Origin of the sequence: Mycolicibacterium madagascariense, assembly GCF_010729665.1 — a bacterium.
Lineage (GTDB): Bacteria > Actinomycetota > Actinomycetes > Mycobacteriales > Mycobacteriaceae > Mycobacterium > Mycobacterium madagascariense.
Genome location: NZ_AP022610.1, coordinates 3,834,537 through 3,853,371, shown reverse-complemented (window position 1 = coordinate 3,853,371; position 18,835 = coordinate 3,834,537). Strand labels below are relative to the sequence as shown.

Below are 18,835 nucleotides of genomic sequence, written 5' to 3'. Positions count from 1 at the left end.
TCGCTCAGCACGAGCGAGAGGGTCGGCCACTCGACCGGGTCGCACTACGGTCGAGCCGCAATGGACATGGAAGGGGGTGCAGGCGGTGACCTCGGATGGAAGCGGTGACGAACGCCGCGTGGTCGACTCGTTGCTCGAGCGCCTCGACACCTACGGGCTCGGGCGGCGGCAGTTCGTCAAGCTGTTGGCGGGGGCCGGCGTCGCGGTCGCCGCGGGCGGCACCCTGGCCGCGGTCGGCGGGCACAAGCGGGCCGCGAACGGTGCCGTCGCCTACACCGACGGCCAATTCGCCCTGCTGAATTGGTCCTCGACGGGGGACTACCAGGTGCAGTGGGCCAAGGCGTGGAAGGACGCCGCGAGCCAACTGGGTTACAAGAGCGTGGTTCTGGACGGCAAGAACGACGCGGCCGTGCAGTCCAACCAGTTCAATCAGCTGCTCACGCAGAAGACGACGGCGATCTTCGTCGGGCTCAACGACCCCGGTGCCCTACCGACGATGGCGCACGACTCCAACGACAACGGTGTCCTCTTCCAGGCGGCCTGGAATTCACCGGCCTGGTACACCCCATGGCACAGCGACGCCGAGGGGGACAAGTACAACACCTTCCTCATGCCCGACGAGTACGAGTCGGTCAGCAAGGCGACCGACGTGCTGGCCAAGCAGATCGGTGAAGAGGGCACCATCGTTCGCGTGGGCGGGTACTACCCGTCGATCGACGGGTGCGAGACCCAACGCCGGGTCGCGGTCTACGACACGCTGAAGAAATACCCGAAGATCACGTTCGCCGGCGAGCTGCACGCCAAGTACGACGCCGACCTCTCGGCCAAGGCCGCAGCCACACTGCTGGCGCGCTACCCGGATACCAGGGGCATCGTCGCGGTCAACGACGACGCCGCCACCGGTGTGATCGCGGGCATCGAGGCGGCGGGCAAGGTACCCGGCAAGGACGTCTTCGTCACCGGCTCCAACGGGTCGACCGCGGGCATCGAACGCGTGCTGTCCGGCAAGCAGTTGGCCACCACCGGAAACGTGCCCGCCTACCCGTCGTTCGTCACCCTAGCGCAGTTCCACGACCGCCTGCGCGGATGGAGACCCGAACCCGCCGAACGGTTCTACGGCTGGCACGCCGAGATCATCACCCGCGCCAACGTCGAGGCGTTCAAGGCCCGCTACGTGGACCGACCGATCGGCGAGTCGTTCGACGTCGCGCTGCTGTCGCGCACCGAACACCCCGACGACTTCGACCTACAGTTCGACGGGTATCCCGTCGAGAATCTGGATCTCATCTGGCCGGGTGTGCCCAAGCCCAAGGGATTTCAGTTTCCCGAGGCGTATCTCAAGGCTCGGCGCAATGGTGACTTCGATCGGATTCGCGCGCTCTACCGGGAGCACTACCGCACGCCTGTCCTCGGTCCGTCCCCCTACGGGCGGGTGTGATGAGCACTCCCACGACGGAACCGCGCCTGCAGGCGACGGGCATCGTCAAGACGTTCGGCAACAACCGCGCCCTGAAGGGTGTCGACCTCGTGGTCGGCGACGGCGAGGTCCTCGGCTTGATCGGGGAGAACGGCGCAGGCAAGAGCACGATCCTGAACATCGTGTCGGGAGTGCTGCCGTATGACTCCGGTTCGTTGCGACTGGACGGCAGGGAGATCGCGCCCAAGACCTACCAGGACGCCAACCGGCTCGGCATCTTCCGGGTGTTCCAGGACGCGGCGCTGATCGACTCGCTGGCCGTCTACGAGAACGCGTTCTTCGGCTGGGAGCACCTCTTCCGTTCGCGCACTGGCGGTCTGGACCGTCGGCGCCTCAAGCGGATCACGGAGGAGGCGTTGCACACCGCCGGCGTGGACGGCATCGACGTCACGCTGTCGACCGGTGCGCTCACCCCGGGGCAGAAGCAGAGCGTCGACATCGCCCGGGTGACCGCGCTGGCAGAACTGCTCGAGGTCGAACGTCCCGTAGTGCTGTTCGACGAGCCGACCACGGCCCTGGACCAGGAGCACGAGGACAACTTCCTGCGGCTGCTGCAGCGGTTGCGCGGAGTGGCCGCCGTGGTGTTCGTGTCACACCGGTTGCCGGAGATCCTGCAGACGACCGATCGGATCACCGTCTTCAAAGACGGTGAGTCAGTGGGACATCGACCGACTGCAGGCACTGACGAGGGAGAACTGCACCGCCTGATGGTGGGCCGCGTGCGGACGCAGAACTACTACCGCGAACAGGCCCAGCGCGACGTCGCGGCCGACACGCCGCCGCGCCTGGTGGTCGACCGGGTGGCGGGCGCGGGGGTGCTCGCGGACGCGTCGCTCGAGGTGGCACCCGGCGAGATCGTCGGGCTGGCGGGTACCGAGGGATCGGGCAAGCGCGTGCTTGGCGAGATCATCGCCGGGGTCGTGAGACCCACCGAGGGCAGGGTGCTCGTCAACGGCGAAGAGGTGTCCGGTTCCGTCGGCGACCACGTGCGGGCAGGCATCGCCTACGTGCCGCCGGACCGCTCCGAGAAGGGCCTCATCACGTCGGCGTCACTCGTCGAGAACGTCCAATTGGCCTCGCTGCACGACAGATTCGCCACCAAGCGGGTGGGTCTGTGGGCCGTCGGGCTGGCCAGGAAGGCGACCGAGCGCTACGTCACCGAACTCGGCATCGTCGCCGAGGGCATCGACGCCCCCGTGTCATCGCTCTCGGGTGGCAACGCGCAGAAGGTCCTCATCGCCAAGTGGTTGTTGCGTCAACCCCAGGTGCTGATCCTCGACGAACCCACCCAGGGCGTCGACACCGGTGCGCGCGAGGGCATCTACGACCTACTGCGGCAGGTCGCGGCGGCGGGCACCGCAGTGATCCTGGTCAGTGACGACCTGCCGGAGTTGATCGGGCTGTCCAACCGCATCGTGGTCATCACGAACGGACGGATCTCCGCCACCGTCGACGCCCCACCCGGCGCGAAACCGGACGAGCACGACCTCGTCGCCAGGATGATTCCCGGCGCCACTCGACCCACCGTTCCCACCACCGTCGGATGAGGCCATGACCACCGAACTCACCACTGCTGCCCCCACCCTCGACGCACCCGCGGACCAGGACGCCGGTCTGCGATCGCCGGTGGGAATCCGCAAGCGGATCAACGTCGTTCGCGACGTACTTCCGTTGATCGCGCTGCTCGCCCTCTTCGCCTACTTCTCCGTCCGCGCCGATGCGTTCCTCAGCGCGGCCAACCTGACACTGATCAGCGGTCAGGCGGGCATCCTGCTGCTCGCCTCGCTCGGCGCCACGCTCGTCATCGTCGCGGGCAGCGTCGACCTCTCGGTCGGATCCATCGCACTGCTCACCGGAGCCGTCCTCGCCTCGTCGATCAACGCCGGCGTCGGCAATCCAATCCTGGTGTTGCTCATCGCCATTGGGGTCGGCGCGGCCATCGGGTTACTGAACGGGGTGGTGTTCGCCTACGGTAGGGTGCCGTCGTTCATCGCGACCCTCGGCACTCTCTCGTTGTTCGCCGGCATCGGTCTGACCATCCTGCAGGGCAGCACGATCAACTTCACCGACGAGGGCATCCGCGACCTTGCGATCGGGCAGCTGATCCCCAACGTGCAGAACGCGGCACTGATCGCCATCGTGGCCTTCCTCGTCGTGTGGTTCTTCGCCCGCCGCACCAGGTTCGGCCTCTACGTGTATGCGGTCGGCGGTAACGAACGGGTCGTCGAACTCGCCGGCGTGAGCACCCGGAGGGTCAAGGTCGTGATCCTCGTCGTCTCCGGCATCACCGCGGGCCTGGCCGGCCTGCTGCTCACGGCGCAACTGGGTGCGGCGGGTCCGACGACGGGATCGACGATCCTGCTCGACTCCGTCGCCGCGATCGTCATCGGAGGCACGGCGCTCTCCGGTGGCGTCGGTGGCGTCGGACGGACCGTCCTCGGCGTGCTCATCCTCACCGTGTTGTCGAACGGGCTCAACCAGATTGGGGCCGCCGACTACACGCAGACCATCATCAAGGGTCTGGTGATCATCGTCGCCGCGGTGTTCACGATGGCCTCGCAACGGAAGCTGATCGTGAAATGACCGCAGTCGCGTCTCCGGTCACCGTAGGATCGGTTCGACTGGCCGACCTCATCACCGCCATCGGGTCGGGTGCCCTCGAGCGGGAGCGCTCCGGTGAACGTCCCCATGCGGCAATCGATCTGGTTCGACGAGCGCGACTGGGTGCGCTACGCGTTCCTGCCGAGGACGGGGGTGGGGGAGCCACCCTGCGTGAGCTGTTCGCGACGGTCGTCGCGTTGGCGAGGGTCGACGTGAACGTCGCGCACATCCTGCGCGGGCACTTCGCGCACGTGGAGGAGCGGCTGCGCCTCGATCCCGCCGAGCGCAGGCGCGCCATCGACCTCGCGCTCAGCGGCAAGATCGTCGGCAATGCCTCGACCGAGCTCGGCACGACCACGGTCGGTGAGTTCGCCTGGCAGACCAGGCTGCTGCCCTACGGCGACGGCTTTCGCTTGAACGGTAGGAAGTACTTCACCACGGGCACGCTGTACGCCGACTACGCCGAGGTGATGGCCAGCGACCCGGACGGAGTCACGGTGCTGGCGCTGGTGCCGACCGACCGCACGGGCGTGACGGTGCTCGACGACTGGGACGGCATGGGGCAGCGGGCCACGGGTACCGGCACCGCGATCTTCGAGGACGTCGCGGTGGCCGCCGACGAGGTGCTGCGCGTGGAGTCGACCGCCGGCGGCACCGAACCCGCCCCGATGTACCTGTCGGGAGCCTTCTTTCAGCTGTACGTGACGGCATTGGTGGCCGGTGTGCTACACGCCTTGCGTGACGATGCGGTGGCCCACGTCCACCAGCGGTCGCGGAGCTTCGCGTGGGCGCCGACGCCGTCGGCGCCGGACGACCCCCTGCTGCAGCGCGAGATCGGTGAGATCGCCGCCGCGGCGTTCGCCGCCGAGGCGACGGTGCTCGCGGCGGCCGACACGCTGGCCGTCGCGTTCGACGCCGCTGCCCGCGGTGCCGACCCGGAGCTCGAGTGGGCGCACGCGGCGTCCCTTCACGCGGCCAACGCCAAGGTCGTCGTCGACGCACTCGGGCAGAAGGCGGCCACGCAGATCTTCGACGTCGGCGGCGCCTCGGTCGTGCGCACCGCCCATCTGCTGGACCGACATTGGCGAAACATCCGCACGCTGGCGTCGCACAACCCCGCGTCGTACAAGGCGCAGGCCATCGGCGCCTACCACGTACGGGGTACGAAACTGCCGGGCAGCGGCTACTTCTGACCGTACGTCGCGACGTAGGGCGGCCAGCGATCACGACGATTCGATCTCTTGTGGCCAGCTGGGCTCGGGACCGAACATTCACTGACGATCAACCGTGAGAGGAGCGTCCGGTGAGCCAGCCCGCCCGCGAACCGACTTCCGAGCCCTGGTACGCGCGCGTCGGCGTCGACTGGTGGGCCACCATCATCGCCGGCGCCGTGGCCGCGCTCGCCGTCGTCGACCTCCTACCGAAGATTCCGTGGTGAACCGATGAGCACGACGTCCGTTGCGCCCGAGGAGGACTACTCCGAGGCGACCTTCACCACCACCAACCTGCTGGCCTACGTGCCGGGGGTGCTCCTGCTGATCGTCGTGGGACTGCTCGGCAAGTACGCCCAGATCGGCTGGAATGCGTTGGCCAAGCACGAGCACTGGACCGTGCCCGACATCGAATACGTGCTGTGGGCGATTCTGATTGGGCTGCTGATCACGAATACCGTTGGCCTGCATCGCATCTTCCGCCCCGGTGTGCAGACCTACGAGTTCTGGCTGAAGATCGGGATCGTGGCCCTCGGGTCGCGGTTCATCCTCGGCGACGTGCTCAAGCTGGGCGGTACCAGTCTGATTCAGATCCTCGTCGACATGACGGTGGCCGGTGCGATCATCCTCGGCGCGGCCCGGCTCTTCGGGCTGTCCGGCAAGCTGGGGTCGCTGCTCGCCATCGGCACGTCGATCTGCGGGGTGTCGGCCATCATCGCGTCCAAGGGCGCCATCCGGGCGCGCAACTCCGACGTCGGCTACGCCATCGCCGCGATCCTCGCGCTGGGGGCCGTGGCGCTGTTTACCCTCCCGCCGCTCGGGCACCTCATCGGGTTGAGCGACCACGAGTTCGGGCTGTGGGCGGGTCTCGCCGTCGACAACACCGCCGAGACCACCGCGACGGGGTTCCTGTTCTCCGACGAGGCGGGCAAGGTCGCCGTCCTGGTGAAGTCGGTCCGCAACGCCCTCATAGGGTTCGTGGTCCTCGGCTTCGCGCTCTACTGGGCGGCCCGCGGCGAGGCCGACCAGGTCGCCCCGGGAGTCGCTGCCAAGGCCCGGTTCGTGTGGACCAAATTCCCGAAGTTCGTGCTCGGCTTCCTCGCGGTGTCCGCGATCGCGACGGCGGGCTGGCTGTCGAAGGGGCAGGTGGCCAATTTGGCGAACGTGTCGAAGTGGGCCTTCCTGCTGACCTTCGCCGGCGTCGGCCTCAACACCAACATCCGCGAGCTGGCCCGGACGGGGTGGCGTCCGCTGGTGGTGGCCGTCATCGGTCTGGTCGTCGTCGCCGTCGTCTCGCTGGGGCTGGTCCTACTAACCTCGCGGGTGTTCGGCTGGGGAGTGCACGCGTGAGCGCGCCGACGTGGTGGCCCTGGCTCGCGCTGTCGTTCGCCGTGGTCGTCATCGTCGTGGGCGGCGCGCTGTTCTCGACCATCTGACCCCCACCCAGCAACACTCCCGTCGAAGGAGCTTCGTGCCCAAGCCCGCGCAGGACCGTCCGCTCTACTTCTCGGCGTTCGTGATGAACACGCCGTCGCACGTCATCCACGGACTGTGGCGCGATCCGCAGGCGGACAACCACGAGATCAACTCCTTGAAGCACTGGGTCGACCTCGCCAGGTTCCTGGACCAGGCGGGTTACGACCAGATGTTCTTCGCCGACGTCACCGGTCTGCGGTCGCCCTGGAACGGGTCCTACCGGTTGGTCGCCGAGCAGGGCATGCAGATCCCCACCAACGATCCGTCGGTGCTCATCTCGGCCCTGGCCACCGCGACCCAGCACCTGGGCCTGGTGTACACCAGCTCGATCGCCCAGAGCCTGCCGTTCGACTTCGCCCGCCGCATCTCGTCGCTGGACCACTACACCGACGGCCGGGTCGGCTGGAACATCGTGACCAGCTTCTCCGACAACACCTATCGCAACTTCGGCCACGACAGGCTCGTCGAACACGACCTGCGCTACGAGATCGCCCAGGAGTACGTCGACGTGGCGTACAAGCTGTGGGAGGGCTCCTGGGACGACGACGCCCTGCGGGCCGACAAGGAGGCAGGCGTCTACGCCGATCCCACCAAGATTCACAAGATCAACCACGTCGGCACCCACTACTCGGTGGAGGGTCCGCACTTCGTCACGCCGTCGCCGCAGCGGACGCCGGTGCTGTTCCAGGCGGGCGCTTCTCCTGTGGGACAACGGTTCTCGGCGCGCAACGCCGAGGGCGTCTTCATCTCGAGCCCGAACCCGGAGTCGGCCAGGGGCCTGATCGGCGAGACCCGTGCGCTCGCAGCCGAATACGGCCGCGACCCGTATGACGTGAAGTTCTTCCAGGGGCTGTCACTCATCGTGGGTCGCACCAGCGAGGAGGCCAGGGAGAAGGAAGCGCGGATGGAGGAACTGGTCTCGCTGGAGGGGGTGTTGTGCCACATCCTCGGTGATGCGGGCGTGGACGCCGGTGCCCTGCCGCTCGACACTCGACTGTCGGATCTCGGCGAGGTGCAGGGGGTGCAGGGGTGGGCCCGGTTCGCGGGAGAGGCAGCGGGAACCACCGATCCCACGATCGCCGATCTCGGCCGCGCGTTCGAACGCAGCAGCCGCATCGTGGGCTCGCCCGAGGAGGTCGCGGACAAGCTCGAGGAATGGCGCGACGCGGGCATCGACGGCGTCAACGTGTTCCACGCCGTCCGGCCGGGGACGTTCTCCGACATCGCCGAGAACCTGTTTCCCGAGCTGCGCAAGCGCGGGCTGCTGACCGTCGACAAGTCAGGAACGCTGCGGCACAAGCTCTCCGGTGGCGGAGCCGACCGACTGCCTGCCACCCATCCCGCCGCACAGTACCGCGGCGCGTTCACCGACACCTCGCTCGCCGACGAGATCTCCCAGCCCCTGTCGGTGCCCGCGCGCGTGTAGTGGCGCTCCTCTGTGTAGTGGCGCCTCTCTGAAAGGACCATGCCCCCTGCGGGCGTCAACGATTGATGACGATCGTCAACCAATGATGACGCCTGCGGACGGGATGATGCCTTCAGACCCGCCCCGGCGTCATTCCCTCGGGCTGAACGCACGTCTCTGCGCGTAGGCGCATGACGCCGGCGCCTCTCTGAAAGGGTCATGCCCCCTGCGGGCGTCAACGATTGATGACGATCGTCAACCAATGATGACGCCTGCGGACGGGATCATGCCTTCAGACCCGCCCCGGCGTCATTCCTTCGGGCTGATCGCAAGTCTCTACGCGCGGGCGCATGACGGCCTATGTTTCGTCAATCCACCCGAGAAGAGGCGCAATGACCGACCTTGCCATCGAGGCTCCCATCATCATCGAGCGAACCGTCGCTCCGCCGGCTACCCCGACGGAGGGCAAGCCCGGGCTACTGGCGCTGCCACTGGTGATCGCCGGCGGATTCGGCCTCGGCCTGACCAACACCGGCATCGTGGACGTGGCCGCCGCGGCGGTGCCGATACTGTTGTCTGCCACGGCCATTGGACTCCTGCTGGCCACCATCTGGGCGGCGGCGCTGAACCAGAACGTCAACGCCACGGTCTACGGGGTGTTCTTCGGCTTCTACGCAAGCTACGCGGCGCTGTCGCTGGGCCTCGTGCACGGCTGGTTCGGCATCGCCGCGGCCGACGTGGGCCAGACGACGGCACTGTGGCTCGGCAGTTGGTTGCTGACGATAGGCCTGCTGACGGTGCTGGTCCTCCGCCTACCGTGGACCTACCCGCTGCTGTTGGCCATCGTCGACGTGGCGTTGGTGCTGCTGCTAATCGGAAACCTCACGGGCACTACGGCATTGACGAAGGCCGGCGGGTGGTTCGTCTTCGCCTTCGTCGGTCTCGTCGCCTACTACTACGTCGCGGCGCTGTGGGAGGAGACCGGCGGTCGGGCACTTCCCCTGGGCAAGCCGCTCGTCGGGTAGGGCCGAGACCTACATTGGCGCGTTGGCGGGCTGGAAGACGCCGGTGCTGTCGGCTTCCTCCTCGGCCCGGATCACGTGCACGACGGCGTTGATCAGCGCCAGGTGGGTGAACGCCTGGGGGAAGTTGCCCAGATGCCGTCCGGTGCGCGGTTCGATCTCCTCGGCGTAGAGGTGCAGCGGGCTGGCGAAGGAGAGCAGTCGCTCGCACAGGTGCTTGGCACGGCTGATCTCGCCGATCTCCACCAGGGCCGACACCAGCCAGAACGAGCAGATGGTGAACGAGCCCTCCTCGCCGGTCAGTCCGTCGTCGGTCTCCTCGGTGCGGTAGCGCAGCACCAGGCCGTTCTCGGTCAGCTCGTCGGCGATGGCCAACACGGTCGCCCGCACCCGCGGATCGTCGGACGGTAGGAACCGCACCAGGGGGACGAGCAGCAGGGAGGCGTCCAGCGCGTCGTCGCCGTAGCGCTGCGTCAGCGCCCCGCGGTGATCGACGCCGTGGGCCAGGATGTCGTTCTTGATCTCTTCGGCGATCGCCCGCCACTGCTGGGCATAGCTCTTCTCGCCCTGCAGGTCGGCGAGTTTCGAGCCCCGGTCCAGCGCCACCCAGCACATGACCTTGCTCGACGTGAAGTGCTGCGGTTCGCCGCGCACCTCCCAGATCCCGCGATCGGGCTCGCGCCAGTGGGCGATGGCCTCCTCGACCTGAAGTTTCAGCACCGGCCACAGCATCTCGGGGATCTGCTCGCGCGACTTGGCATGCAGGTACACCGAATCCAGCATGGTGCCCCAAATGTCGTGCTGCATCTGATCGAACGCACCGTTGCCGATGCGCACCGGACGCGAATTGTCATAGCCGGAGAGGTGATTGAGCTCTTCTTCGACGAGATAGCGTTCGCCTCCGACGGCGTACATCACCTGAAGAGGATGGCGCTCGCCGTTGTTGGCGCCCGAGACGTCGGCGATGAACGAGAAGAAGTCGTCGGCCTCGCGGTCGAGGCCCAGTGTGTACAGGCCCCACAGCGCGAACGTCGAATCGCGCACCCACGCGTAGCGGTAATCCCAATTGCGTTCGCCCTGAGGAGTTTCCGGTAGCGACGTGGTGCTCGCCGCGAGTAGCGCACCGGTCGGGGAGTAGGTCAGGCCCTTCAGCGTCAACGCGCTGCGCTGGAGGTAGGAGCGCCACGGATGGTCGGGGAAGTCGCCGATGTTGATCCACTGCCGCCAGGACTCGCTGGTCTTCCACATCTTGTCGGCGGCCTCGTCGAAGGTCTGCGGTGCGGGGTGGCCCGACCAGCTGAGCGCGACGAAGACGTTGTCGCCCTCGGTGAGCCGGGTCCGCGCCCGCGCCTCGTGCCCCTCGAGTCCGATGCGCAGGTTGGTGGTGAGCCGCAGCGTCGGATGGGCCTCGGGGTTCTTGCTGGCGCGCGCGATCGCCTCGCCGTACGCGGCCGCCGAGTACTCCCACGTGGCGGGTTCGCGGTGGTAGTCGAACGACGGCTCGCAACTCATCACCAGCTCGACCACCCCGCTGACGCACCGCACGGTGCGCAGCAGGATGTGCTCGGCGTCCCAGTCCATCGGCGTGCGGCGGTGGGTCCGCGAACGGGTATCCAGGTCGTGCCACGGGCCCATCACCAGGGCGTCCCTGACGATGAGCCAGCCGGTGTGGGTCTGCCACGTGGTCTCCATGATGAGGCTGCCGGGCAGATAGCGGCGGGCCGACGGCACCGTCACCCCGTACGGCCCGAGCCGGAAGTGGCCGGCGCCGCGGTCGAGGATCGCGCCGAAGACGCTGGGGGAGTCGGGCCTCGGCACGCACAGCCACTCCACCGATCCGGCCGACGACACCAGGCACGTGTTCTCGCAATCGGAGAGGAAGCCGTAGTCGGCGATCGGCGGGAACGGGTTGCGCAGCGGTCCGCCGGGCGCATAGGGCACGGGCGCGGTGACGGTATAGGCCGCCTCCTGCACGTGTTCGGTCTCGCTGGCCGCGTCGTCGGGCTCGGTGTGCTGTAGCATCACGACATCATCGACCGCGCGGGCACCCGTCGTCTACTCGTGGCAACGGGGGGTCCACTGCGCGCAGAAGTCGCTGCGAGCAGGACGATGTGGCTGGCCGTGGGTGCCGTGCTCGTAGGGTGGAGCCATGAGCGGCATCCTCAATTGGTGGGACGGCGTCGAACTGTGGCTCTCGGGGCTCGGGTTCGTCGCCCAGACGGTGGTCGTCATGCCCGTCGTCCTGCTGCTGGCCTACGCGGTCGCCGTCGTGCTCGACGGAGCGCTCGGCAACGGCATCCGCGCGATCCAGCGGGCCCGCCACACCGACGAGGACCCGTCGTGACCGGAATGCCCCGCTCGCGGGTCACCCTGGTGCTGGTCGCGCTGCTGTTGCTCGTCGTCGTGATGTGGCTGCTCGCGCGCTGAGGTGCGGTCGTGGCGGTCTGTTAGGATTCGGCCCGTGTATGCAGCGTCCGGCACTACCGAGAGCCATGTCCTGGCCCTCATTGCCGTGGGTAATTGCGCTGTAGCCGATGTGCACTGTTGTCGCTGACTCCATCCCGTTGAGCGGTGTGGTGTCGGTGACAGCGGTCCTCGTACCCGGCGACTGATACGTCCCTTTCCGCGCGACGGATTTTCCACCCCATTCCGTCGTCGCTAGGAAAGGCCCCACCACATGTCCATCACGAAGCCGTCGAAGCGGTCGCTTACCGCCGTCGGTGCCCTCGCCGTCACCGCCACCCTCATCGCCGGGTGCAACGGCGGGTCCAGTGACGTCGCGGGGGGCAGTAGCCAGCCCGCCGCCGCCACCACGCTGACCCTGGTCGCCTACTCGGTACCCGAGCCCGGCTGGAGCAAGATCCTGCCGGCGTTCTCGGCGACCCCGGAGGGCAAGGGCATCGCGGTGACGGCGTCCTACGGCGCGTCGGGGGACCAGTCCCGCGGCGTGGTCGACGGCAAGCCCGCCGACATCGTCAACTTCTCCGTCGAGCCCGACGTGGCCCGTCTGGTCAAGGCCAACAAGGTGGCCAAGGACTGGAACACCGACGCCACTAAGGGAATCCCGTTCACCTCGGTCGTCTCCCTGGTCGTCCGCAAGGGCAACCCGAAGGGCATCAAGGATTGGGACGACCTGCTCAAGCCGGGCATCGAGGTGGTCACCCCGAGCCCGCTCAGTTCGGGGTCGGCCAAGTGGAACCTGTTGGCGCCGTACGCCGCGAAGAGCAACGGGGGCAAGGATCCGGCCGCCGGGCTGGACTTCGTCGACAAGCTGGTGACCCAGCACGTCAAGACCCGGCCGGGTTCCGGACGCGAGGCCACCGACCTGTTCGTCCAAGGCACCGGTGACGTCTTGATCAGCTATGAGAACGAGGCCATCAACACCGAGCGGCAGGGCAAGCCGGTCGAGCACGTCAACCCGCCGACGACGTTCAAGATCGAGAACCCCGTCGCGGTGGTGTCGACCACCACGCACCCCGATCAGGCCAACGCGCTGAAGAACTACCTCTACACCGCCGACGCTCAAAAGATCTGGGCCCAAGCCGGTTTCCGGCCCGTCGATCCCGCGGTGGCCGCCGACTTCACCAACGACTTCCCGATGCCCACGACGCTGTACACCATCCAGGATCTCGGCGGCTGGAGCACGGTCGACCCGTCGCTGTTCGACAAGGACAACGGCTCGATCACCAAGATCTACAAGCAGGCCACCGGATGACGACGGGGCTCGCGCCGATTCCGGACGCGGCGCGGCCCCCGTCGGGTGGGGGTCCGGCCGCGACCCTTCCGCGCCGCCGCTTCGGCACGACGTCGCTGCGGGTGGGGATGGCGACGCTGTGGCTCAGCGTCATCGTGCTGCTGCCACTCGCGGCCATCCTGTGGCAGTCGGTCAGTGGCGGGTGGAGCGCGTTCTGGAACGCGGTGACCTCCAACTCGGCGCTGGCGTCGTTCGAGGTCACGCTGTCGGTGTCGGCGGCCGTCACCGTGGTCAACCTGGTGTTCGGCCTGCTGGTGGCCTGGGTGCTGACCAGGGACGAGTTCCCGGGCAAGCGCCTCGTCGACGCGGTGATCGACCTGCCGTTCGCCCTGCCGACGATCGTCGCGAGCCTGGTCATGCTGGCGCTCTACGGTCCGTACAGCCCCGTCGGACTGCACCTGCAGCACACCAAGCTCGGCATCGGCGTCGCCCTGCTGTTCGTCACGTTGCCGTTCGTGGTGCGCTCGGTCCAACCCGTGCTGCTCGAACTCGACCGCGAGGTGGAGGAGGCAGCCGCGTCGCTCGGGGCCAACGGGCCGACGATCTTCCTGCGGGTCGTGCTGCCCGCGCTCCTGCCGTCGTTGCTGTCGGGCGCCGGGTTGGCCTTCTCCCGCGCGATCGGCGAGTTCGGTTCGGTCGTGCTGATCGGCGGCGCGGTGCCCGGCACCACCGAGGTGTCCTCGCAGTGGATCCGCACGCTGATCGAGAACGACGACCCGATCGGCGCCGCGGCCATCTCGATCGTCCTGCTCGTCGTGTCGTTCCTGGTGCTGTTCGTCCTGCGCCTCGTCGGCTCGCGGGCAGCCAAGCGCGAGGAGCAGGCGCGATGACACCGTCACGTCCGGTGAAGTACCTGCTGCGGTACCTGGCGCTGGCCTACGTGGTGGCGCTCGTCGTCGTGCCGGTGGGGCTGATCCTGTGGCGGACCTTCGCGCCGGGCCTCGGCGTCTTCTTCGCCTCCATCACCACACCCGCCGCGCAGTCGGCACTGCAGCTGTCGCTACTGGTGCTCGCGATCGTCGTCCCGCTCAACGTGCTGTTCGGCGTTCCCACCGCATTGGTGTTGGCGCGCAGTCGTTTTCGTGGCAAGAGCATTCTGCAGGCGGTCATCGACCTGCCGTTCGCCGTGTCCCCGGTCGTCGTGGGCGTCGCGCTGATTCTGCTGTGGGGTTCGGCGGGGCTGCTGGGGTTCGTCGAGCAGAACCTCGGCTTCAAGATCATCTTCGGGCTGCCGGGCATCGTGCTCGCCAGCATCTTCGTGACGGTGCCGTTCGTCATCCGCGAGGTCGAACCGCTGCTCTACGAGCTCGGCACCGACCAGGAGGAAGCGGCGTCGACGCTGGGCTCGCAGTGGTGGCAGACGTTCTGGCGCATCACGTTGCCCTCGATCCGGTGGGGTCTCACCTACGGGATCGTGCTGACCGTCGCCCGCACACTGGGCGAGTACGGCGCCGTCATCATGGTGTCGTCGAACCTGCCCGGCACGTCGCAGACCCTGACCCTGCTGGTGTCCGACCGCTACAGCCGGGCCGACGAATACGGCGCCTACGCGGTGTCGACCCTGCTGATGACGGTGGCGGTGTTCGTGCTGGTCGTCCAGGTGGTCCTCGACGCCCGACGTCAACGCGCGGCAAAATAGGCTTCAACGAGAAGGATTTGCTATGACCACCAACGCCATCACGGTGCGCGGCGCCAACAAGCGCTACGGCGACTTCGTCGCGCTCGACGACGTCGACTTCGACGTGCCGGAGGGCTCGCTGACGGCGCTACTGGGTCCCAGCGGCTCGGGTAAGTCGACGTTGCTGCGCGCCATCGCCGGGCTCGACCAGCCCGACACCGGCGCCATCACCATCAAGGGCCAGGACGTCACCGGGGTGCCCCCGCAGCGCCGCGGCATCGGGTTCGTGTTCCAGCACTACGCCGCCTTCAAGCACCTCACGGTGCGCGACAACGTCGCCTTCGGGCTCAAGATCCGCAAGCGCCCCAAGGCGGAGATCAAGGACAAGGTCGACAGCCTGCTGGAGACGGTCGGGCTGGCCGGCTTCCAGACCCGCTATCCGGCTCAGCTGTCGGGCGGTCAGCGTCAGCGCATGGCGCTGGCCCGGGCGCTCGCCGTGGACCCCCAGGTGTTGCTCCTCGACGAGCCGTTCGGCGCGCTCGACGCCAAGGTGCGCGAGGATCTGCGCGCCTGGCTGCGCCGCTTGCACGACGAGGTGCACGTCACGACCGTCCTGGTCACGCACGACCAGGCCGAGGCGTTGGACGTCGCCGACCGCATCGCCGTGTTGAACAAGGGACGCATCGAGCAGGTGGGGTCGCCGACCGACGTCTACGACAACCCCGCCAACGGTTTCGTCATGTCGTTCCTCGGCGCCGTGTCGTCGTTGAACGGATCGCTGGTGCGCCCGCACGACATTCGCGTCGGCCGCAACCCCGACATGGCGATCGCCCAGGCCGACGGCACCGTCTCCTCGACCGGCGTCATTCGCGCCACGATCGATCGAATCGCGGTGTTGGGCTTCGAAGTTCGCGTCGAGCTCACCGGGGCTGCGGACCACGCGCCGTTCACGGCGCAGATCACCCGCGGCGACGCCGAGGCGCTCGGATTGAAGGCCGGTGACACCGTCTACGTCCGCGCCACCCGGGTGCCGTCCATCCCCGGGGGCGCGTCGTTCCCGCCGGTGGACCAGGTCGGCGACGTCACGGCGCTGACCAAGGCCTGACGGCGTTCGTGCCGTCGGTCGTCAGGCCGCGATCCGCGCGGACAGCGCCTCGTCGTACCGGTCGAGCAGCGTGCCCGCGACCAGGTTGTGCGCGCCCAGGGGTGCGGACATCGGAATGCCAAGGCCGCCAGCCACTTTCGCCACGCGGTCGGTGATCCGGCCGGGGGCCAGGAACCACGGCGCGACCACGAGTCGATGGGCGCCGCGGCTGCGCAACCTCTCGGCGGCCTCGCCGACCGTCGGATGCGGCCCCGTGGCGAACGCGACCTCGACGGCCCAGCGGGTCCTGGCTTCGAGCAGGGGACCGAGTGTGGCCGTGCGCGCGTTGGCCGCCGCACTCGACGAGCCGACGGCGACCACGACGACGCCGACGTCGGATCGGTCCGCCGATACCCCCGCTTCGGCCAACCGGTGTCCCAGCAGGCTGATGAGCGCCGGATCTTCGCCGAGCACGGCCGCCTGGTCGACGACGGCACCTGAGCGTTCGATGACCGAGGGCAGGTCGACGCCGGCGTGGTGCGCGGAGGCCAGCAGCATGGGCACCGCCACGGCGGAGCCACCGGTCGCCGCCACCTCGGCGAGGACGTCACCGACGAACGGCGCCGACTTCTCGAGGAAGGCGGCCCGCACGTCGAGGCCGGGCCGCAGGCGGCGGATCCGCCCGGCCAGGGCCTCGGCGACGGCCGTTGAGCGCGGATCCACGCTGCCGTGCGCGGCGAGGATCAGGCTCGGTGCCGGCGTCACGACGCGTGCAGCCCGCACTCCGTCTTCGACTGACCCGCCCAGCGTCCGCTGCGGGGGTCTTCGCCGGCGAGCGGCTTGGCCGTGCACGGCGCACACCCGATGGAGGGGTAGCCCTCGAAGACCAGGGGATTGACGAGGATGTCGTTGGCGTCGATGTAGGCCTGCATGTCGTCGTCGGACCACGCGGCGATCGGGTTGATCTTCACCAGGCCGAAGGCCTTGTCGAAGCTGATCAGCGGTGCGTTCGCGCGGGTCGGCGCTTCGATGCGGCGAATGCCGGTCACCCACGCCGAGTAGCCCTGCAACGCCCGGCCGAGCGGTTCGACCTTGCGCATGCGGCAGCACGCCGATGGGTCACGGGCGAACAGGTCTTTTCCGAGCAGCCGATCCTGTTCGGCGACGCTGTGCTCGGGCGTGACGTTGACCACGTTGACCCCGTAGACGGCCTCGACGGCGTCGCGGGTGCCGATGGTCTCCGCGAAGTGGTAGCCCGTGTCGAGGAACAGCACGTCGACCCCGGGGCGCACCTTGGCGGCCATCGCGACCAGCACGGCGTCCTGCATGTTCGAGGCCACGACGTACTCGCCGCCGAAGTTCTCGTCGGTCCATCGCAGCAGGTCCTCGGCGCTGGCACCGTCGAGCTCGGCCGCCCCGCGCTCGGCCAGTTGGACCAGGTCGCGTTCGGTCATCGTCACGTCAGTCATTCACTCACTCCGCTCGTCGCGTACGGGCTCATCGCAAATCCGCCTCGTCTGCTCTCAATGCCCACTCTGCGAAACGCTCTCCGCCCTCGCGTTGTTTCACGAAGTTGCGCACGACCCTGTCGATGTAGTCACCCAGCTCCGCGCTCGTCACCTTGTGTTGACGCAGTTTCCGGCCGAACCCGCTGTCGAGACCGAGGCTGCCACCGAGGTGGACCTGGAAGCCCTCGACGGGTCCGTCCCCGTCGTCGACCATCTGGCCCTTGAAGCCGATGTCGGCGACCTGGATGCGCGCGCACGAGTTGGGGCAGCCGTTGATGTTGACCGTCACGGGCACGTCGAGTTGGGCGTTGACGTCCTCGAGGCGCTGCTCGAGCTCGGGGACCAGTGTCTGGCTGCGCTTGCGCGTCTCGGCGAACGACAGCTTGCAGAACTCGATTCCCGTGCAGGCCATCAGGTTTCGCCGCCAGTGCGACGGACGCGACGGCAGGCCGAGGGCGTCGAGGCCGACGGTCAGCTCGCTGATCTTGTCGTCGGGCACGTCGAGGATGACCAGCTTCTGATACGGCGTGAAGCGGATGCGGTCCGACCCGACCGACTCGGCGAGGTCGGCCACCTTCGTCAGGATCGTGCCCGACACGCGGCCGGCGATCGGCGCGACGCCGACGGCGTTGAGGCCGTTCTTCAGCTTCTGCACGCCGACGTGGTCGATGGGCCGGGTGACCGGCTCGGGCGCCGGTCCATCGATGAGCGGCCGCTTCAGGTACTCGGTCTCGAGAACCTGGCGGAACTTCTCCACGCCCCAGTCCTTGATGAGGAACTTCAGCCGGGCCTTGGAGCGCAGGCGGCGGTAGCCGTAGTCGCGGAACACCGAGACCACGCCCTCCCAGACGTCGGGCACCTCGTCGAGCGGGACCCACGCCCCGACGCGCTGGCCCAGCATCGGGTTGGTGGACAGGCCGCCGCCGACCCAGAGGTCGAAGCCGGGGCCGTGCTCGGGATGGTTGACGCCGATGAACGCGACGTCGTTGACCTCGTGCACGACGTCCTGCAGACCGGAGATCGCGCTCTTGAACTTGCGGGGCAGGTTCGAGTACTCGGGCTTGCCGATGTAGCGCTTGACGATCTCGTCGATCGCGGGCGTCCCGTCGATCACCTCGTCGAGCGATTCACCGGCGAGGGGCGACCCCAGCACCACGCGGGGGCAGTCCCCGCAGGCCTCGGTCGTGTACAGGCCCACCTCGTCGAGGCGGCGCCAGATCTCCGGCATGTCCTCCACGCGGATCCAGTGGTACTGCACGTTCTCGCGGTCGGAGATGTCGGCGGTGTCGCGGGCGAACTCGGTCGAGATGCCGCCGAGGGTGCGCAGTGCCGCGGCGGTCAGGGCGCCGCCGTCGCAACGCACCCGCAGCATGAAGTACTCGTCTTCGAGCATGTCTGTGTTGTCGTCACCGGTCCACGTGCCGTCGTAGCCGGGCTTGCGCTGGGTGTAGAGACCCCACCAGCGGAACCGGCCGCGCAGGTCGCCCTTGTCGATGCTCTCGAAACCGCCCTTGGCGTAGATGTCCTCGATGCGGGCACGCACGTTGAGCGGGTTGTCGTCCTTCTTCGCCTGCTCGTTGGCGTTCAGCGGCTCGCGGTAGCCGAGCGCCCACTGGCCCTCGCCCTTCGGGCGCTTGGCGGGCTTGGGGGTGGCCTGGGTCATGTGATGGCCCCTTCGT

General features: G+C 68.1%; 18 protein-coding genes. 14 read left to right on the top strand and 4 right to left on the bottom strand.

Features of this window, described 5'->3' with window-relative positions:
* Positions 1-85: 85 nt before the first annotated feature.
* From G6N60_RS18160 to G6N60_RS18130, 8 genes are all read left to right on the top strand, one after another.
* Positions 86-1,438, top strand: coding sequence for a sugar ABC transporter substrate-binding protein (locus G6N60_RS18160; protein WP_163739853.1), 1,353 nt, complete (start codon positions 86-88; stop codon positions 1,436-1,438).
* Positions 1,438-3,024 carry a sugar ABC transporter ATP-binding protein gene (locus G6N60_RS18155; protein ID WP_163739851.1) on the top strand — a complete coding sequence of 529 codons (1,587 nt, stop codon included), beginning with the start codon at positions 1,438-1,440 and terminating at the stop codon, positions 3,022-3,024. The genes G6N60_RS18160 and G6N60_RS18155 overlap by 1 nt, the downstream gene beginning before the upstream one ends.
* A 4-nt stretch (positions 3,025-3,028) precedes the next feature.
* Positions 3,029-4,060 (top strand): ABC transporter permease, encoded by a 1,032-nt coding sequence (locus tag G6N60_RS18150; RefSeq protein WP_163739849.1) that lies wholly within the window; start codon positions 3,029-3,031, stop codon positions 4,058-4,060.
* Complete coding sequence (locus tag G6N60_RS18145) at positions 4,057-5,271, top strand: acyl-CoA dehydrogenase family protein (protein WP_163739847.1); 1,215 nt, start codon at positions 4,057-4,059, stop codon at positions 5,269-5,271. Before G6N60_RS18150 ends, G6N60_RS18145 begins: the two co-directional genes overlap by 4 nt.
* A 110-nt stretch (positions 5,272-5,381) precedes the next feature.
* Positions 5,382-5,516, top strand: coding sequence for a hypothetical protein (locus G6N60_RS28930; RefSeq protein WP_263992843.1), 135 nt, complete (start codon positions 5,382-5,384; stop codon positions 5,514-5,516).
* Positions 5,517-5,520: 4 nt separating this feature from the next.
* A complete protein-coding gene (locus tag G6N60_RS18140) occupies positions 5,521-6,639 on the top strand; it encodes a YeiH family protein (protein WP_163739845.1) in 1,119 nt (372 codons plus the stop codon).
* A gap of 169 nt (positions 6,640-6,808) precedes the next feature.
* The gene (locus tag G6N60_RS18135; RefSeq protein WP_163744170.1) at positions 6,809-8,191 is read left to right on the top strand and encodes an NtaA/DmoA family FMN-dependent monooxygenase; all 1,383 of its coding nucleotides are present in this window, start codon (positions 6,809-6,811) and stop codon (positions 8,189-8,191) included.
* 371 nt (positions 8,192-8,562) lie between these two features.
* A complete protein-coding gene (locus G6N60_RS18130; RefSeq protein WP_163739842.1) occupies positions 8,563-9,195 on the top strand; it encodes a GPR1/FUN34/YaaH family transporter in 633 nt (210 codons plus the stop codon).
* Positions 9,196-9,204: 9 nt separating this feature from the next.
* Here G6N60_RS18130 and G6N60_RS18125 read toward each other — a convergent pair whose 3' ends face one another.
* Positions 9,205-11,217 (bottom strand): glycoside hydrolase family 15 protein, encoded by a 2,013-nt coding sequence (locus G6N60_RS18125; RefSeq protein ID WP_372511087.1) that lies wholly within the window; start codon positions 11,215-11,217, stop codon positions 9,205-9,207.
* Positions 11,218-11,341: 124 nt separating this feature from the next.
* On the opposite strand from G6N60_RS18125, the gene G6N60_RS18120 reads away from it, so the two are divergent.
* From G6N60_RS18120 to G6N60_RS18100, 6 genes are all read left to right on the top strand, one after another.
* Entirely contained in the window at positions 11,342-11,536 is a 195-nt protein-coding gene (locus G6N60_RS18120; protein WP_163739838.1) for a hypothetical protein, read from the top strand.
* A gap of 84 nt (positions 11,537-11,620) precedes the next feature.
* Entirely contained in the window at positions 11,621-11,746 is a 126-nt protein-coding gene (locus tag G6N60_RS29040) for an Ms4533A family Cys-rich leader peptide (RefSeq protein WP_372511086.1), read from the top strand.
* A gap of 123 nt (positions 11,747-11,869) precedes the next feature.
* A complete protein-coding gene (locus G6N60_RS18115; protein ID WP_163739836.1) occupies positions 11,870-12,907 on the top strand; it encodes a sulfate ABC transporter substrate-binding protein in 1,038 nt (345 codons plus the stop codon).
* On the top strand, positions 12,904-13,776 hold the full coding sequence (gene cysT / locus G6N60_RS18110) for a sulfate ABC transporter permease subunit CysT (RefSeq protein WP_163739834.1): 873 nt from the start codon (positions 12,904-12,906) through the stop codon (positions 13,774-13,776). Before G6N60_RS18115 ends, cysT begins: the two co-directional genes overlap by 4 nt.
* Complete coding sequence (gene cysW, locus G6N60_RS18105; RefSeq protein ID WP_163739832.1) at positions 13,773-14,585, top strand: sulfate ABC transporter permease subunit CysW; 813 nt, start codon at positions 13,773-13,775, stop codon at positions 14,583-14,585. Before cysT ends, cysW begins: the two co-directional genes overlap by 4 nt.
* Positions 14,586-14,607: 22 nt before the next feature.
* Complete coding sequence (locus tag G6N60_RS18100) at positions 14,608-15,669, top strand: sulfate/molybdate ABC transporter ATP-binding protein (RefSeq protein WP_163739830.1); 1,062 nt, start codon at positions 14,608-14,610, stop codon at positions 15,667-15,669.
* Positions 15,670-15,690: 21 nt separating this feature from the next.
* Here the strand turns inward: G6N60_RS18100 and G6N60_RS18095 are convergent, their stop codons facing one another.
* Genes G6N60_RS18095 through G6N60_RS18085 form a run of 3 tightly spaced genes read right to left on the bottom strand, consistent with a single transcriptional unit; the run spans position 15,691 to position 18,819 of the window.
* Positions 15,691-16,413 (bottom strand): sirohydrochlorin chelatase, encoded by a 723-nt coding sequence (locus G6N60_RS18095; protein WP_246240822.1) that lies wholly within the window; start codon positions 16,411-16,413, stop codon positions 15,691-15,693.
* The gene (locus G6N60_RS18090; RefSeq protein WP_163739826.1) at positions 16,410-17,117 is read right to left on the bottom strand and encodes a phosphoadenylyl-sulfate reductase; all 708 of its coding nucleotides are present in this window, start codon (positions 17,115-17,117) and stop codon (positions 16,410-16,412) included. The genes G6N60_RS18095 and G6N60_RS18090 overlap by 4 nt, the downstream gene beginning before the upstream one ends.
* A 28-nt stretch (positions 17,118-17,145) precedes the next feature.
* The gene (locus tag G6N60_RS18085) at positions 17,146-18,819 is read right to left on the bottom strand and encodes a nitrite/sulfite reductase (RefSeq protein ID WP_163739824.1); all 1,674 of its coding nucleotides are present in this window, start codon (positions 18,817-18,819) and stop codon (positions 17,146-17,148) included.
* Positions 18,820-18,835 lie beyond the last annotated feature (16 nt).

Excerpts from the sequence above, each read along its gene's own strand:
- G6N60_RS18155 (WP_163739851.1), top strand. The coding sequence starts at position 1,438 with ATGAGCACTCCCACGACGGAACCGCGCCTGCAGGCGACGGGCATCGTC.
- G6N60_RS18150 (WP_163739849.1), top strand. The coding sequence starts at position 3,029 with ATGACCACCGAACTCACCACTGCTGCCCCCACCCTCGACGCACCCGCG.
- G6N60_RS18145 (WP_163739847.1), top strand. The coding sequence starts at position 4,057 with ATGACCGCAGTCGCGTCTCCGGTCACCGTAGGATCGGTTCGACTGGCC.
- G6N60_RS18140 (WP_163739845.1), top strand. The coding sequence starts at position 5,521 with ATGAGCACGACGTCCGTTGCGCCCGAGGAGGACTACTCCGAGGCGACC.
- G6N60_RS18135 (WP_163744170.1), top strand. The coding sequence starts at position 6,809 with ATGAACACGCCGTCGCACGTCATCCACGGACTGTGGCGCGATCCGCAG.
- G6N60_RS18130 (WP_163739842.1), top strand. The coding sequence starts at position 8,563 with ATGACCGACCTTGCCATCGAGGCTCCCATCATCATCGAGCGAACCGTC.
- G6N60_RS18120 (WP_163739838.1), top strand. The coding sequence starts at position 11,342 with ATGAGCGGCATCCTCAATTGGTGGGACGGCGTCGAACTGTGGCTCTCG.
- G6N60_RS18115 (WP_163739836.1), top strand. The coding sequence starts at position 11,870 with ATGTCCATCACGAAGCCGTCGAAGCGGTCGCTTACCGCCGTCGGTGCC.
- cysT (WP_163739834.1), top strand. The coding sequence starts at position 12,904 with ATGACGACGGGGCTCGCGCCGATTCCGGACGCGGCGCGGCCCCCGTCG.
- cysW (WP_163739832.1), top strand. The coding sequence starts at position 13,773 with ATGACACCGTCACGTCCGGTGAAGTACCTGCTGCGGTACCTGGCGCTG.
- G6N60_RS18100 (WP_163739830.1), top strand. The coding sequence starts at position 14,608 with ATGACCACCAACGCCATCACGGTGCGCGGCGCCAACAAGCGCTACGGC.
- G6N60_RS18090 (WP_163739826.1), bottom strand. The coding sequence starts at position 17,117 with ATGACTGACGTGACGATGACCGAACGCGACCTGGTCCAACTGGCCGAG.
- G6N60_RS18085 (WP_163739824.1), bottom strand. The coding sequence starts at position 18,819 with ATGACCCAGGCCACCCCCAAGCCCGCCAAGCGCCCGAAGGGCGAGGGC.